The sequence below is a fragment of the Aliisedimentitalea sp. MJ-SS2 genome, from assembly GCF_032586155.1.
Taxonomy (GTDB): domain Bacteria; phylum Pseudomonadota; class Alphaproteobacteria; order Rhodobacterales; family Rhodobacteraceae; genus JAWHTC01.
In genome coordinates this window covers 793,630-807,335 of sequence record NZ_JAWHTC010000001.1, presented here as the reverse complement: position 1 = coordinate 807,335, position 13,706 = coordinate 793,630, and the positions used below count along the sequence as shown (strand labels likewise).

Annotated in this window: 16 protein-coding genes; 10 read left to right on the top strand and 6 right to left on the bottom strand. The window is 60.3% G+C overall.

What is annotated here, in order from left to right; all coding sequences use genetic code 11:
* Positions 1-60 precede the first annotated feature (60 nt).
* Entirely contained in the window at positions 61-888 is an 828-nt protein-coding gene (locus tag RXV86_RS03910; RefSeq protein WP_316297624.1) for a trypsin-like serine protease, read from the top strand.
* A 163-nt stretch (positions 889-1,051) separates the two neighbouring features.
* Here the strand turns inward: RXV86_RS03910 and RXV86_RS03905 are convergent, their stop codons facing one another.
* The 3 genes from RXV86_RS03905 to RXV86_RS03895 form a co-directional block, all read right to left on the bottom strand.
* Positions 1,052-1,747 carry a DUF1223 domain-containing protein gene (locus RXV86_RS03905; protein ID WP_316297622.1) on the bottom strand — a complete coding sequence of 232 codons (696 nt, stop codon included), beginning with the start codon at positions 1,745-1,747 and terminating at the stop codon, positions 1,052-1,054.
* A 70-nt stretch (positions 1,748-1,817) separates the two neighbouring features.
* Complete coding sequence (locus RXV86_RS03900) at positions 1,818-3,008, bottom strand: PatB family C-S lyase (protein ID WP_316297621.1); 1,191 nt, start codon at positions 3,006-3,008, stop codon at positions 1,818-1,820.
* Complete coding sequence (locus RXV86_RS03895; protein ID WP_316297619.1) at positions 3,005-4,006, bottom strand: succinylglutamate desuccinylase/aspartoacylase family protein; 1,002 nt, start codon at positions 4,004-4,006, stop codon at positions 3,005-3,007. Before RXV86_RS03895 ends, RXV86_RS03900 begins: the two co-directional genes overlap by 4 nt.
* Before the next feature lie 171 nt (positions 4,007-4,177).
* Here RXV86_RS03895 and acnA point away from each other — a divergent pair, with 171 nt between their 5' ends.
* Positions 4,178-6,862: an aconitate hydratase AcnA gene (acnA, locus tag RXV86_RS03890; RefSeq protein ID WP_316297618.1), complete on the top strand. Its 2,685-nt coding sequence runs from the start codon at positions 4,178-4,180 to the stop codon at positions 6,860-6,862.
* Between the two features lie 259 nt (positions 6,863-7,121).
* Positions 7,122-7,925 carry a tRNA (guanosine(37)-N1)-methyltransferase TrmD gene (gene trmD / locus RXV86_RS03885; protein ID WP_316297617.1) on the top strand — a complete coding sequence of 268 codons (804 nt, stop codon included), beginning with the start codon at positions 7,122-7,124 and terminating at the stop codon, positions 7,923-7,925.
* On the opposite strand, the gene RXV86_RS03880 is transcribed toward trmD, so the two are convergent.
* Both RXV86_RS03880 and RXV86_RS03875 read right to left on the bottom strand, forming a co-directional pair.
* Complete coding sequence (locus RXV86_RS03880) at positions 7,922-8,500, bottom strand: cytochrome b (RefSeq protein WP_316297616.1); 579 nt, start codon at positions 8,498-8,500, stop codon at positions 7,922-7,924. The two genes, trmD and RXV86_RS03880, sit on opposite strands and share 4 nt — an antisense overlap.
* The gene (locus RXV86_RS03875) at positions 8,497-9,090 is read right to left on the bottom strand and encodes a YceI family protein (RefSeq protein WP_316297614.1); all 594 of its coding nucleotides are present in this window, start codon (positions 9,088-9,090) and stop codon (positions 8,497-8,499) included. Before RXV86_RS03875 ends, RXV86_RS03880 begins: the two co-directional genes overlap by 4 nt.
* A gap of 117 nt (positions 9,091-9,207) precedes the next feature.
* Between RXV86_RS03875 and RXV86_RS03870 the strand changes: the two genes are divergently transcribed.
* From RXV86_RS03870 to rpmE, 3 genes are all read left to right on the top strand, one after another.
* The gene (locus RXV86_RS03870; protein WP_316297612.1) at positions 9,208-9,663 is read left to right on the top strand and encodes a MarR family winged helix-turn-helix transcriptional regulator; all 456 of its coding nucleotides are present in this window, start codon (positions 9,208-9,210) and stop codon (positions 9,661-9,663) included.
* 249 nt (positions 9,664-9,912) lie between these two features.
* Entirely contained in the window at positions 9,913-10,287 is a 375-nt protein-coding gene (gene rplS / locus RXV86_RS03865; protein WP_316297610.1) for a 50S ribosomal protein L19, read from the top strand.
* Between the two features lie 11 nt (positions 10,288-10,298).
* Positions 10,299-10,520, top strand: coding sequence for a 50S ribosomal protein L31 (gene rpmE / locus RXV86_RS03860; RefSeq protein WP_316297608.1), 222 nt, complete (start codon positions 10,299-10,301; stop codon positions 10,518-10,520).
* Positions 10,521-10,652: 132 nt separating this feature from the next.
* Here the strand turns inward: rpmE and RXV86_RS03855 are convergent, their stop codons facing one another.
* The gene (locus tag RXV86_RS03855) at positions 10,653-11,462 is read right to left on the bottom strand and encodes a hypothetical protein (protein ID WP_316297607.1); all 810 of its coding nucleotides are present in this window, start codon (positions 11,460-11,462) and stop codon (positions 10,653-10,655) included.
* A 92-nt stretch (positions 11,463-11,554) separates the two neighbouring features.
* On the opposite strand from RXV86_RS03855, the gene RXV86_RS03850 reads away from it, so the two are divergent.
* The 4 genes from RXV86_RS03850 (at position 11,555) to RXV86_RS03835 (ending at position 13,609) form a co-directional block, all read left to right on the top strand.
* Entirely contained in the window at positions 11,555-11,950 is a 396-nt protein-coding gene (locus RXV86_RS03850; RefSeq protein WP_316297605.1) for a carboxymuconolactone decarboxylase family protein, read from the top strand.
* Between the two features lie 113 nt (positions 11,951-12,063).
* Positions 12,064-12,225, top strand: coding sequence for a hypothetical protein (locus RXV86_RS03845; protein ID WP_316297604.1), 162 nt, complete (start codon positions 12,064-12,066; stop codon positions 12,223-12,225).
* Positions 12,226-12,360: 135 nt separating this feature from the next.
* Positions 12,361-12,798: a type II 3-dehydroquinate dehydratase gene (gene aroQ, locus RXV86_RS03840; RefSeq protein ID WP_316297602.1), complete on the top strand. Its 438-nt coding sequence runs from the start codon at positions 12,361-12,363 to the stop codon at positions 12,796-12,798.
* 1 nt (position 12,799) lies between these two features.
* Complete coding sequence (locus RXV86_RS03835; RefSeq protein ID WP_316297601.1) at positions 12,800-13,609, top strand: fructosamine kinase family protein; 810 nt, start codon at positions 12,800-12,802, stop codon at positions 13,607-13,609.
* Positions 13,610-13,706: the final 97 nt, after the last annotated feature.

The window sequence follows — 13,706 nt, the reverse complement described above, 5'->3', positions numbered from 1 at the left end:
CCTTGCCTTCGCGGCGCGAAACACCGCTAATTGCGGATAACGCTGACCGGAAGGCTGAATATGCGCGCCCACCTCCTGCACATTCTGTTGACATGGCTTGCCATGGGCGTCACCGCGATGGCGCAAGAGGCCGCTTTCTCGCCAGCACTCGACGGCATCTGCAGCCTCGGCAACACCCGCGCGATCGGCTGTGATGCCATCCGTGCCCGCGAGATCGTCGATGCCAGCGATCCGCAATGGTCCGCCATTGGCCGGGTGAACTATGCCAGCGGCGATCTGCGCAGCCACTGCACCGGCACACTGGTCTCAAACCGCACCGTCCTGACCGCCGCCCATTGCCTGTGGAATGCCACCCGCAAACGCTGGATCCCGGCCGAAAGCTTGCAGTTCGTACCCGGCTATCAGCGCGGTCAGGGCCTTGCCACGTCCGGGGTGGACAGCATCATCCTTGCACCCCAGATCGACACCGCTGCCCCCCGGCTCCGTATCACCCCCAGCCATGACTGGGCCCTGCTGATCCTGTCAGAGCCGCTGGGCAACCGTTTCGGCACGATCCGGCTGTTCGGCGGCCGGTTGCGGGCAAGTACGCAAGGCACAGCGCTGATGCCCGGCTATGCCAGCCTGTCCCCACACGTGCTGCGCGTGGCGCACGATTGTGATCATCCTTTACCGGTCTCCGGCCAGTTGCTGGCCGCCTGCTCGGCCATGCCCGGCGATTCCGGTGCACCGCTTCTCTGGGTGGGCACCGACGGTCTGGGCCAGACCGGTACTTTCCTGCTCGGTACAACCACCGCCGTCAGCGCCGCTACCGCGCCGATGACAACGCGCTTTGCGCCATGGTTCCGGCTACGCGACGCGGTTGAAACGGAAATCCTGATGGGCAACTGATGCAGGTCAACTTCGACCACAAAGTCCGACAACGTTTTCACGCTTCATTTGACCAAAAATTCTTCTGGGGGTCTGGAGGGGGTCTGGGGGGACAGCGTCCCCCAGCCAAAAAACGGCGACCAGGCGCGGTGCATTTTGCGCCCTGTCGAATTGGCAAAGACTGCTATTCCACCCGCGCTGCCGCCACAACCGGACCAAAGCCCTTTTTCTGAACCACAACCGCCACCGGCAGCTTGCCCTCGGCCAGCACTTTCATCTCCAAAGGCGCCCGCCCGTCCCATTCGCCGATCACGTCCCACTGACGCACCACGTTGGCATAGCTGATCCTGCGCCCGGCATTCTCGCCCCGGCGAATATCGACTGTGACGCGCGGCTCGAACCGCACCAGCTGTACGACCATCGGCCCCTTGCCCTTACCGTCAGCCCGGATCATCACCTGTCCTCCCTGACGCACCACCTTCAGCGCAACCGGCTGTGCCCGTTTCTGATAGGCTTTGATCAAATCGGTCACATCCATCGGGTGATTGCCCACCACGTGATCCTGCCCGTGAATGATCATCTGTGGCGTATAGACCGAGCGCCGCTTACCGGCCTGAGCATAGCCATGCTGGCGCAAGGTAAACTTCTTGTCGGCAAAGACATCCTTCCAGCCGATATAGTCCCAGTAATCCACATGCAGAGACAGTGCGACCACATCGGAGCGCTTGGCTAGTTCATGCAGGAAGGCATCCGCTGGCGGACAGCTGGAGCAGCCCTGGCTGGTGAACAGTTCCACCAGGATCACCGGCTTTTTGCCCTCGGCCATCGCTGCCCCGGCCAATCCCAGCCACAGCGCCGCCAATCCTACCATCCATCGCATCATGATCGCTCCGATCCCCCAGCCGTTCATCACATTCAATGTCTTACGGGGCAAAAGTTGAAATAACCAATCAAGGTTTTGCGAGTGACAGGTGAGCTGCGGCCAATGCCGCCTCCAACCGATCCAGCGCCGCCGCCAGCGTCTTGCGTCGGCAGGCAAAGTTTACCCGGGCAAAACCCTCTCCGCCCGGCCCGAACGCCTCGCCCCGCGTCGGTGCCCAACCGGCTTTGCCCTTTAGAAGTGCCGTCAGCGCCTTGGGGGCCAATCCCAATTCACGAAAATCCACCCAGGCCAGGAACCCCGCTTCGGGTTCGATCATCCCGACCCCATTCATTTCGCTGATCCGCTCCCGCATCAGCGCAAGGTTCTGATCTAAATAGACCAGCACCGCGTCCAGCCATTCGCCGCCTTCGCGCCACGCGGCCACCATGGCGACATTGGCGAAACCATTGTTCTTGTTCACCGTCAGGCGCGAGTTTTCCACTTGGAACGCCTTGCGCCACGCCGCATCCGGCACAACCGTGAAAGCGCTGGAACAGGACGCAATATTGAAGGTTTTCGCAGGAGAAAGGCAGGTAATGGAATTCTGCGCATAGGCCTCGCCCAGCGCGGCGAACGGCACATAGGCCTCCCTCCCGGGCAACACCAGGTCGCCATGCATCTCGTCGCTGACCACGATCACCCCGTTTTCGGCACAGATGTCCCCCAACCGGGTCAATTCCTCGCGCGTCCACACCCGCCCCATCGGGTTATGCGGATTGCAGAGATAGATCATCTTCACGTCTCTACGCGCCGTCTTGGCCTCCAGATCGTCGAAATCCATCACATAGCGCCCATCGCGCAGCACCAGCGGGTTCTCGACGATCTCGCGATGGTTCTCGTTCAGAATATCGAAGAAATCGAAAAACACCGGCGGCTGCACGATCACCGCGTCGCCCGGTTCGGTAAAGATCGAGGCCGCAATCGCCAGCGCATTGAGGATATTGGGTGCCCGCAGGATATGGCCCGGATCGATGTCCCAGCCATGTCGGCCCTCCATCCAATCGCAAAGCGCCGGCATCAGGTCCGGCTGCACCGTCTCATAGCCAAACACGCCATGATCCAGCCGCGCCTGCATCGCGGCCCGTACAGAGTCCGGCGCGCGGAAGTCCATATCCGCCACCCCTGCCGGGAAAATGTGCTCATTGCCCTCGCCCAGTACCATGCCATGCCATTTCAACGCCGGAACTGCGCGCCGGTCGATCTCTTCGTCGAAGTTCATGCCAGGTCCACCCCAACCTGGAACAGCGCATCCCCACGCGCGCACCGCCCCATGACCCGCAGCGCCATCACCACGCCCGCCGCCTGTGCCTTGATCTCGACCGCCTCGGCCCAGGGTGTCTCGGGCGTGTGAACAAACCCGATCACGTCCCCCTCGCACACATCCTCTCCGATCTCTTTCAACGGCTCGAACACGCCTGCATCATAGGCATAGACCAGCCCCACGGATTTCAGCTCCCGCGTCCCGCGCGCGCCGTCCGGCTGATATCCTGGCAAACATCCCATCCCGTGCAGCCAGCGCCGCAGGCCCCGCTCGGTATCAGCAAGGATATCGGGCGTCACCGCCCCACCGCCGCCCAGCTCGGTCATAACCGCGACCACACCCTTGCGATTGGCCCCACCCATCAGGGTCCGCGCGGTCGAACTCGGCCCGCCGCCGCCCTGAAACACCCAAGCGTAAGGCAGATCAAACGCCTCCTGCATTCGCTTAATGGCCTTGGCCTCGTCCTTGTCCCAGCCCTGCCCGCGCAACAACGTCGCCGGATAGAACAGCGACGAGCCACCCGAATGCAGGTCCACCGCGTAATCGCAACGCGGCAACAGCACCTCTTCGATGTAATGCGCCATCATCTCGGTCGGGCTGCCATGGGGCGCGCCGGGAAAGGATCTGTTCAGATTTCCCTCATCCACCGGCGACACCCGTTTCCCGGCCTGCGCCGCCGGGAAATTCGCCATCGTCAGGATGATCACCTGGCCGGTTACATCCTCGGGCCGCAACTCCTGCGCCAGGCGCGACAGTGCGACCTGCCCCTCGTATTCATCGCCGTGGTTCCCGGCCACCAGCAACACCACCGGCCCCTCTGCGCCCCGCACCGACACCACCGGCACCGGGATGAACCCATAGGCGCTGTGATGCACCGAATGCGGCAGCCGCAGGAATCCCACATGCTTGCCCGTGTTGTCGAAATCCACTTCTGACGAGATCAAACTGCCGCTCATATCCACCCCCGAACGCCTTGGTTCAGCAAAGGCTGCCGACCGGGCAATGTCAACAAACCGGCATTTTGTGTGCAATAGTATACAAAAAATTCAGCCCTCCCCTTGATCCCCCGCCCCCGATGGTTCAAAAGCAGCCCCGACGAATTCCCATTTTTCAAGCCGGAGGCCTCAATGCCCATCACCGTTGGACAGGATACCGCCAAAACCCGCAAGACGCTGAGCGTCGGGTCGCAATCCATTGATTACTACTCGATCCCCGCGGCCCAAGAGGCCGGACTGGGCGACTTTTCCAACCTGCCCGCCGCTCTGAAGGTCGTGCTGGAAAACATGCTGCGCTTCGAGGATGGCAAGACCGTCAGCGTCGATGACATCAAGGCCTTCGCCGAATGGGGCGCCAAGGGCGGTAAAAACCCGCGTGAGATCGCCTATCGCCCGGCCCGCGTTCTGATGCAGGACTTCACCGGCGTTCCCGCCGTGGTCGACCTCGCTGCCATGCGTGACGGTATCGTCGGGCTCAAAGGCTCGGCAGCCAAGATCAACCCGCTGGTTCCCGTCGACCTGGTGATCGACCACTCGGTCATGATTGACGAATTCGGCAACCCGCGCGCCTTCCAGATGAACGTGGACCGCGAATACGAACGCAACATGGAGCGGTACACCTTCCTCAAATGGGGTCAGACCGCCTTCAACAACTTCCGCGTTGTGCCGCCCGGCACCGGGATCTGCCACCAGGTGAACCTGGAATACCTGGCGCAGACCGTCTGGACCGATGCGGACCAGAACGGCGCCCAAGTCGCCTACCCCGACACGCTTGTCGGCACCGACAGCCACACCACCATGGTCAACGGCATGGCCGTTCTGGGCTGGGGCGTTGGCGGGATCGAGGCCGAGGCCGCGATGCTGGGTCAGCCGATCTCGATGCTGATCCCCGAGGTTGTCGGCTTCAAACTGACCGGCGAAATGATGGAAGGCACCACTGGTACCGACCTCGTGCTCAAGGTCGTGGAAATGCTGCGCGAAAAAGGCGTGGTCAGCAAATTCGTCGAATTCTATGGCCCCGGCCTCGACGTGCTGCCGCTGGCCGACCGTGCCACCATCGCCAACATGGCCCCCGAATACGGCGCCACCTGTGGCTTCTTCCCGATCGACGGCGAAACCCTGCGCTACCTGCGCACCACCGGCCGCGACGAAGACCGTATCGCCCTGGTCGAAGCTTACGCCAAGGAAAACGGCTTCTGGCGTGATGCCGATTACAGCCCGATCTACACCGACACGCTGGAACTCGACATGGGCACCATCGTGCCCGCCATCTCGGGCCCCAAGCGCCCGCAGGATTACGTCGCCCTGACAAACGCCAAATCGGCCTTTGCCAAGGAAATGGAAGAGACTTTCAAGCGCCCGATGGACAAGGAAGTCGCGGTTGCCGGCGAAGACTACACCCTGTCGTCGGGCGACGTGGTGATCGCCTCGATCACGTCCTGCACCAACACCTCGAACCCCTACGTGATGATCGGCGCGGGCCTCGTGGCACGCAAGGCGGCGGCCCTCGGCCTCAACCGCAAACCCTGGGTCAAGACCTCGCTGGCCCCCGGGAGCCAAGTCGTGAGCGCCTATCTCGAAGCGGCGGACCTGCAAAAAGACCTCGACGCGGTTGGCTTCAACCTGGTTGGTTATGGCTGCACCACCTGTATCGGCAACTCTGGCCCGATCCAGAAGGAACTCAGCGAAGCCATCGCCGAAGGCGACCTCGTTGCCACTTCGGTACTCTCGGGCAACCGCAACTTCGAAGGCCGCATCTCGCCGGACGTCCGTGCCAACTACCTCGCCTCGCCGCCCCTCGTGGTGGCCTACGCGCTGGCTGGCACCATGGACATCAACCTGGCAACGGATGTGATCGCCCAGACCCCGGATGGAAAAGACGTCTACCTCAAAGACATCTGGCCGACCACGCAAGAGGTCGCCGACCTCGTGGCCGAAACCGTCACCCGCGAAGCATTCCAGTCGAAGTATGCCGACGTCTTCAAGGGCGACGAGAAATGGCAGGGCGTGGAAACCACCGACGCCGAAACCTATGACTGGCCCTCGGCATCGACCTACATCCAGAATCCGCCCTACTTCCAGAACATGGGCTCCGAGCCGGGCACGATCAGCAACCTTGAAAACGCCCGCGTTCTCGCGGTTCTGGGCGACATGGTCACCACCGACCACATCTCGCCTGCCGGTGGCTTTGCCGACAGCACCCCCGCCGGTCAGTACCTGATCGACCGTCAGGTGCCCGTTCGCGAATTCAACTCCTATGGCTCGCGCCGTGGCAACCACGAGGTGATGATGCGCGGCACCTTCGCCAACATCCGCATCAAGAACGAGATGCTTGACGGGGTCGAAGGCGGCTACACCAAGGGCCCCGATGGCGCGCAGACCTCGATCTACGACGCCGCCATGGCGCATCAGGCCGCGGGCACGCCTCTGGTCGTCTTCGGCGGCGAACAATACGGCGCAGGCTCGTCGCGTGACTGGGCCGCAAAGGGCACCGCACTTCTGGGCGTCAAGGCCGTCATCGCCGAGTCGTTTGAACGTATCCACCGCTCCAACCTGGTTGGTATGGGCGTGATCCCGTTCGAATTCACCGGTGGCGACAGCCGCAAATCGCTGGGCCTGACCGGCGAGGAAACGGTTTCGATCTCCGGTCTCGACACCATCCAGCCGCTACAGGAAGTGCCCTGCACCATCACCATGGCGGACGGCTCGGTGAAAGAGATCACCCTCAAGTGCCGGATCGATACCGCAATCGAGATCGAATACATCGAACATGGCGGCGTGCTGCACTACGTGCTGCGCAACCTCGCCAAAAGCTAACCCGTAGGGGCGCATTTCGCGCACCTTGCCCTGACAAAACCAGCAAGCCCCGGTCACCTCGATCGGGGCTTGCTTTTTCCCTACGCAACCGCACGCTCCATTTACCCATTTCCTAACCAAACCCTGCCCCACCGAACGCCAGACAGATACCCGACAGGGTGCAGACGGATGCCAGCCCCTTAATTTTCTGTTAATTCGCGGTGTTAACCCAGTGGAACGATGGCTTTACCCCTCACCAACCTTGGCCTATGACAGCCCCATGAGCGACGCATCCAAACCCAGCAAATCCCACGGCCGCAAATCCATCACCGCGAGCCTGAAACCACGCGCTCTGATGCAGGATGAGCGCTTGGCCCATGCCTGGACCGCACAGGTTATCACCCTGTTTCCAAACGCTTTTCCCGGCGTTCTTGGGGAGAGCTTGACCGGCAAGGCGCTGCGTGACGGAATCTGGCAGCTCGATACGGTCGACCTGCGTCCCTTCGGGATTGGCAAGCATCGCAATGTCGATGACACCCCCGCCGGCGGCGGCGCTGGCATGGTGCTGCGCGCTGACGTGCTCGGCAACGCCATCGAACACACCCGCAAGCTGACCCGTAACCCCTTGCCACTATTCTATCTTTCCCCGCGCGGCCGCCCGTTTGATCAGGCCATGGCGCGGCAACTGGCGCGTGGCCCCGGTGTCACCTTCCTCTGTGGCCGGTTTGAAGGCGTCGACCAGCGGGTGCTCGACCACTATGCCATCCAGGAAATCAGCCTTGGTGATTTTGTCCTCACCGGTGGCGAGATCGCCGCGCAGGCCATGCTGGACGCCACCGTGCGGCTCCTGCCCGGCGTGCTGGGCAATGCTGAGTCAGCCGAAGAAGAAAGCTTTTCCAATGGCTTGCTGGAACATCCTCAATACACCCGCCCCGCCGAGTGGCAGGGCCGCACAATCCCCGATGTTCTGACGTCCGGCCACCATGGCGAGATCGCCAAGTGGCGGCGCGCGCAGTCAGAAGAGATCACCCGCACACGCCGCCCCGACCTGTGGAAGGCCCTTGAAAACAAAGGCGATAGCTAGCGCCCGAAGGTCATCCGCCGCAGCACGTCGTCGCGCCGCACGAAATGATGCCACAACGCCGCGCCCGCATGGCCCAGCAACAGCAGACCCAGCGCAATCGCCGCCCAGAAATGCACCTGTGCAAACGCCTCACTCAGCGCCTCACTGCCGGGCACGAACGGATCATACATCTCGAACCAGTCGAACACCTTGTTTTTAACGCCGAACCGGTCCTGCAAGGGTGACGCCGAAGCCATAAGCCAGCCTGACACCGGCATCACGATCATCAGACCATAAAGCCCCAGATGCCCGCCATGGGCGGCCAGCCGCTCCAGCGGCGACATGCTATCGGGCAAGGCTGGTGTCTGCCGGTTCATCAACCGCCAGACGATCCTGAGCAGCGCCAGAATGAACACCACAAAGCCCCAGCTCTTGTGTATCTGAACCAGTTTCAGCTGCTCCAGCACATCCTCGACCGCATAGGTCATCCACGTGCCAAGCCCCAGTAGGAAAAGGATTATGCCCGCCACGGCCCAGTGCAGCAGACGCGCCGGAAGCCCCCAGCTTCCGGCGCTGTTTTTTATCTTCAGGTTCACTCCCAGCCCCCGGCACGCATCTCGGCCGAAATCTCGAGCCGCACTTCATCCGAGGTCACCGGCGCGAACATGCCCACCCCGTAGTCCGAGCGCAGCATGTCGCCCGTGCCCTGCACGCCGATCCACTGACCTTTGTAGTAGTCAAAGAACTCGCCCAGCGGGTGCACACCATTGTGGTTCAGCGTGAACGACATAGTCATCGGCTTGGAATTGTCCTTGATCGTCAGATCGCCCACCAGGGTAATGGTTTGTTCATCGGTCTGGGTGACACTGGTCGAGGTGAAGGTGATTTCCGGGAATTTCTCCACATCAAAGAAATCCGCCGACTTCAGGTGATCGTCCAGCGCGGTCACACCGGTATCAACGCTGGCCGGGTCTACGGTGACGGTCACTCTGGTGGCTTCGACATTTGCCGGATCGAAATCGACCTCGCCGCCGATCACCTTCCACTGCCCCGACTGCTCGGACAGGCCGGCGTGGTTATAGTAGAAGCGAATCTCGGTGTGGCCGGGATCGAACTTGTAAATCTCGGCCGAAGCCGCCGTTGTCATCGCAAGGCCCAGAACGGTGCCCGTCAGCAGATGTTTCATGATGTTTTCCTTTTCGATTGCATGCCCGCATTCGGGCGCCTAAATTAGATACATGTGCATGTATCTAATTTACAACCTTTCGCAAACCCCAATCCCGAGCCATAACGAAAACGTGAAATGGACAAGAAACCGAATTCCGAAACCACACTGATCTGGGTTCTGCTGAACATTGCCCACAAAACAGTGACCCAGCGGTTCGAAACCGAACTGCGCCGCGCAGGCCTGCCCCCGGCCGCGTGGTACGACGTGCTTTGGGGGCTGGAGCGCAACCCGCAAGGCATGCGCCAGAACCAGCTTGAACGCGGAAGCCTGTTCGATCAGGCCAACCTGTCGCGCACGCTCAAGCGCATGGTCGATGACGGGCTTGTCACCCAATGCCCCGCCCCCGAAGACCGCCGCGGCCGCATCCTGACCATCACAGACGCGGGCCGCGACCTGCGGCTGCGCATGTGGGAGGTTTATGGCGGACTGATGCTCTCCGAGATCGAAGACAAGGTACCTGCGCATGCAAGGCAAGGCTTGATTCAGGGACTGCAGGCCCTGGTGCCCGGTTTCAAAGGCCTTGAGCCGTAGAAACCGGCCGATAGTGCTTGATCCATTGGGCTAATACCCCTATACCCCGCGCGTCCGGTGCCGGATTCGGCGCGCGGGCGGTCTTGCTTGTGGGCGCGTCCTTCCGTGCAGCAATCCACCGGCAGATCCGGAAAAGAAACGACGGCTTAACTCCCGCGGGCGTATCTACGGACCCGACGAAGACGCGGAGCTCTTGGACGGCAGCAACCTTTGCGGAATAAACCGCAAGCAGATCAAGGAGTTAGGTCAATGGACCTGATCGCAGAACTCGAGGCCGAACAAATCGCCTCGCTGGGGAAAAACATCCCCGATTTCAAGGCTGGCGATACCATTCGCGTCGGCTTCAAGGTGACCGAAGGCTCGCGCTCGCGCGTGCAGAACTACGAAGGCGTCTGCATCAGCCGTAACAACGGCTCGGGCATTGCCGGTTCGTTCACCGTTCGCAAGATTTCCTTCGGTGAAGGCGTTGAGCGGGTTTTCCCGCTGCACTCGACCAACATCGACAGTATCGAGGTTGTCCGCCGCGGCCGTGTCCGCCGCGCCAAGCTCTACTACCTGCGTTCGCGTCGCGGCAAATCGGCCCGTATCGCGGAAGACACCCATTACAAGCCCAAGAAAGCCTGAGGAGTCGATCCATGAAAAAAGATATTCATCCCGACTATCACATCATCGACGTCAAGATGACCGATGGCACCATCATCAAGATGAAATCGACCTGGGGCGCCGAAGGCGACACCCTGGCGCTTGATATCGACCCCACCGTGCACCCGGCCTGGACCGGTGGCGGTACCCGCCTGCTCGACGCCGGCGGCCGCGTGTCGAAGTTCAAGAAAAAGTACGAAGGTCTTGGTTTCTAAGCCAAAACCATTGTTGGACCATGCTGAACCGTCGCCCACCCGGGCGGCGGTTTTCTTTTGTCGCTTTGACAAACCGACCGGTCTGCGGCCTAATGACATGCGGACACTTGAAAGAAGGCTAGGTGTTATAGACTAAGTATCGCTAGATTTCTGCCAGGTTGAAACGCGTTTTTTTGCAATTCGAAACTTCTTTGCGGCTTTGTTGTCCAGCGAATGCGCGGTTTTCAGGCACGCTGTCGATAAACGAACCAAGTCGTCATAGTCGAATCCTGTTTGTTTTCCTTCAACAAATTTGAAACCGAGGTCTTCGCATTGCCCTACACGATCTAGAAAGATCTTATTAATACGACCACGGTTATGAGCATGAATATTCCTCATCTCAGTGAAGATTTTCAGCAGCCTACGGTCTTCTTCATTTTCAAACATCTCGATACCCAAGGCGTCAAAGATGAACTTCTCTACTTGTTTCAAACCTCCGTAAGATAGCTTATTGATCTTTCGGTCGATTAGGTAATCGACAATCTCCTTGCGACTAGCAAAATCAAAAACTTCCTCAACTCGAAGAGTTTCACCAGATTTCACGATCTCAGGCCGTCGCCGCATGCATTCTTGAATGATTTGAGAAACATACCATAGAAACCCATCAACAATGTTCGTGGTCATGTTCTTTGAGTTTAGTCTTGCGAACTCAGAGTATCGCTTCACCGATCTATCGGGATTTTCAATCGTCGCTTCCAACTTTGCGCGCTTTTTTTCATCTGTCTCAACTAGGAGAAGCGCCTTGCTGGCTGCTAGCGCTGACCGGTCGGTGTGGTGAGCCAATTGTAACCCAAAATAGAATAGATCAATGGTCTCCTCATAGTCGTTCAGGAAGAGCCAAAATGACACAGTGCAGGTCGATTGGCGGTCTAGCAGATAAAAAAGTTTTTCTTTAGGGGTCAATGTCGTTCGGCCTCATAATCATCTGGAGGACTATCGCTACTATCTTTGATGGAATCCAGAGTTCAAAAACATTCAACAATAAGGAACCCCCAATGGCCACCGTCCCCCTTCTGACCGACGAAGAGCTCTCGCCCAAGGCGGAAGAGGTTTTCGCCGACATCCGCGCCACCCGCGGCACCGATTACGTCAACAATTTCTGGCGCGCTCTGGCCCATAACCCTGACCGGCTGGAAACCGTGTGGAACGATCTCAAGGGCATCATGGGCCCCGGTGCGCTCGATCCGCTGGTCAAGGAGATGATCTATATCGCCGTCTCGGCCAGCAATGCCTGCGAGTACTGCTGCCATTCCCACACGGCCTCCGCCCGTGCCAAAGGCATGGATGACGCCATGTACAACGAACTTCTCGACGTGATCGGCATGGCCAACCAGACCAACGCGCTGGTCAACGCGCTGCAGGTTCCAGTGGACGACGCGTTCAAAGCCTAACCGTGCGTCATGCTGCACGTGCATAACGGGGTTTCCGCCTTTGGTGGTTCTCAGGCGCACGAACCGGCCTTATGTGAACCACAGAACAAACACATGCCCAAGGAACGTGCATCATGACCAGCTTTCGCGCATTCGCCGCCCGGTTCTTGCCGGGCACCCGCAATTTCAACGACGTCGCCATCGGCGACATGACCGACGCGCAGCTCCGCCGCTCCGGTCTAAACAAGGCCGAGATGCTGCACCGCACCTTCGCGGGCCTCTCGACCAACGGCTGAACCACAGTCAACCACTCCGCGGACCACGAACAGGGGCCGGGCGGGCGTTTGCGCCACAGCCCGGCCCCTGCTTTTTGCGCCCACCTTGCCAGCCCCCCCGCCTTGCCCGCATAAAGCCAAAAAAGGACAGGCGTTATGAGCAAGCTGATCACCATTCTGAACGGTCCCAATCTCAACCTTCTGGGCAAGCGCGAGCCGGAGATATACGGCCATGAAACCCTTGAAGATGTTGAGAAATCCTGTGCCCGCGTTGGTAAAGAGTTCGGTCTGACGGTTGATCTCAAGCAGTCCAACCACGAGGGTCAGATCGTCGACTGGGTCCACGAGGCGCGTGAAAACGCGGCCGGGATCATCATCAACCCGGCTGCGCTGACCCACACCTCGGTCGCCGTTCTGGATGCACTCAATACCTTTGACGGCCCCGTGCTTGAGGTCCATATCAGCCAGGTTCACAAGCGAGAAGCCTTCCGCCACCACTCCTATGTCAGCCACCGCGCCGACGGGGTGATTGCCGGATTCGGCGTCGAGGGTTACGCGCTCGCCATGCGCCGGATGGGCAGCCTGCTGGGCTAACATGCACAAGCTGGCACAAGAGGCCAAAACCCTTCTGGGCCAACCTGTTACACGGATCACGCCGCTGCATGGCGGCGACCTTAGCGAAGTCCTGCGCCTGCACCTCGCCGACAACACCACCGTCGTGGTCAAATCCGGTCCCGCCCCGTCGAGCGAGGCCGCCATGTTGCGCGCCATTCGTGCCAGCGGCACCCCGGCCCCACAGGTTCTTGCCCATAGCGACAGCGCCCTCATCCTTGAAGATTTGCCTGAATCCGGCGGGTTGAACGCCCCCGCATGGGGCGATCTCGGCGCCCATCTCGCAATACTGCATGCCACCACCGGGCCCCGCTATGGCTGGCACCGGGACTACGCCTTCGGCCCTGTACCCATCCTCAACACACAGCACGACACCTGGCCGAAATTCTGGTCCGAAAACAGGTTGTTGGCAAACCTTCCTCAACTGCCCTCGGCGTTCCGCCCCGACCTTGAGCGCATCGCCCGCGTCCTGCCCCATCACCTACCCTCCAACCCGCCGGCCAGTCTGCTGCACGGTGATCTCTGGTCCGGAAATGTCATGGTGGATGGCCCCCGCATCTCGGCCCTGATCGACCCGGCCTGCTACTTTGGCCATGGCGAAGTTGACCTCGCGATGTTGTCTCTCTTCGGTCGGCCCAGCCAGGCCTTCTTTGAGCATTACGGTACACCCACCGGCGACTGGGTCACGCGCCGGGCAATTTATCAGCTCTGGCCGGCCATCGTGCACGTGCGCCTCTTTGGCGCGGGTTATCACGGTCTTTTGCAGCGTCTGATTGAGCAGATCCCCACCTGAAGCGGCCAAATAGCACGATTTCCCGAAATCGCCTTAGCTTGCTCTTATTTTCCGCCCCATTCTCCGGTAAAACAAACAAAAGAAAAACGGGCACAGA

Excerpts from the sequence above, each read along its gene's own strand:
- RXV86_RS03910 (WP_316297624.1), top strand. The coding sequence starts at position 61 with ATGCGCGCCCACCTCCTGCACATTCTGTTGACATGGCTTGCCATGGGC.
- RXV86_RS03905 (WP_316297622.1), bottom strand. The coding sequence starts at position 1,747 with ATGCGATGGATGGTAGGATTGGCGGCGCTGTGGCTGGGATTGGCCGGG.
- RXV86_RS03900 (WP_316297621.1), bottom strand. The coding sequence starts at position 3,008 with ATGAACTTCGACGAAGAGATCGACCGGCGCGCAGTTCCGGCGTTGAAA.
- RXV86_RS03895 (WP_316297619.1), bottom strand. The coding sequence starts at position 4,006 with ATGAGCGGCAGTTTGATCTCGTCAGAAGTGGATTTCGACAACACGGGC.
- acnA (WP_316297618.1), top strand. The coding sequence starts at position 4,178 with ATGCCCATCACCGTTGGACAGGATACCGCCAAAACCCGCAAGACGCTG.
- trmD (WP_316297617.1), top strand. The coding sequence starts at position 7,122 with ATGAGCGACGCATCCAAACCCAGCAAATCCCACGGCCGCAAATCCATC.
- RXV86_RS03875 (WP_316297614.1), bottom strand. The coding sequence starts at position 9,090 with ATGAAACATCTGCTGACGGGCACCGTTCTGGGCCTTGCGATGACAACG.
- RXV86_RS03870 (WP_316297612.1), top strand. The coding sequence starts at position 9,208 with ATGGACAAGAAACCGAATTCCGAAACCACACTGATCTGGGTTCTGCTG.
- rplS (WP_316297610.1), top strand. The coding sequence starts at position 9,913 with ATGGACCTGATCGCAGAACTCGAGGCCGAACAAATCGCCTCGCTGGGG.
- rpmE (WP_316297608.1), top strand. The coding sequence starts at position 10,299 with ATGAAAAAAGATATTCATCCCGACTATCACATCATCGACGTCAAGATG.
- RXV86_RS03850 (WP_316297605.1), top strand. The coding sequence starts at position 11,555 with ATGGCCACCGTCCCCCTTCTGACCGACGAAGAGCTCTCGCCCAAGGCG.
- RXV86_RS03845 (WP_316297604.1), top strand. The coding sequence starts at position 12,064 with ATGACCAGCTTTCGCGCATTCGCCGCCCGGTTCTTGCCGGGCACCCGC.
- aroQ (WP_316297602.1), top strand. The coding sequence starts at position 12,361 with ATGAGCAAGCTGATCACCATTCTGAACGGTCCCAATCTCAACCTTCTG.
- RXV86_RS03835 (WP_316297601.1), top strand. The coding sequence starts at position 12,800 with ATGCACAAGCTGGCACAAGAGGCCAAAACCCTTCTGGGCCAACCTGTT.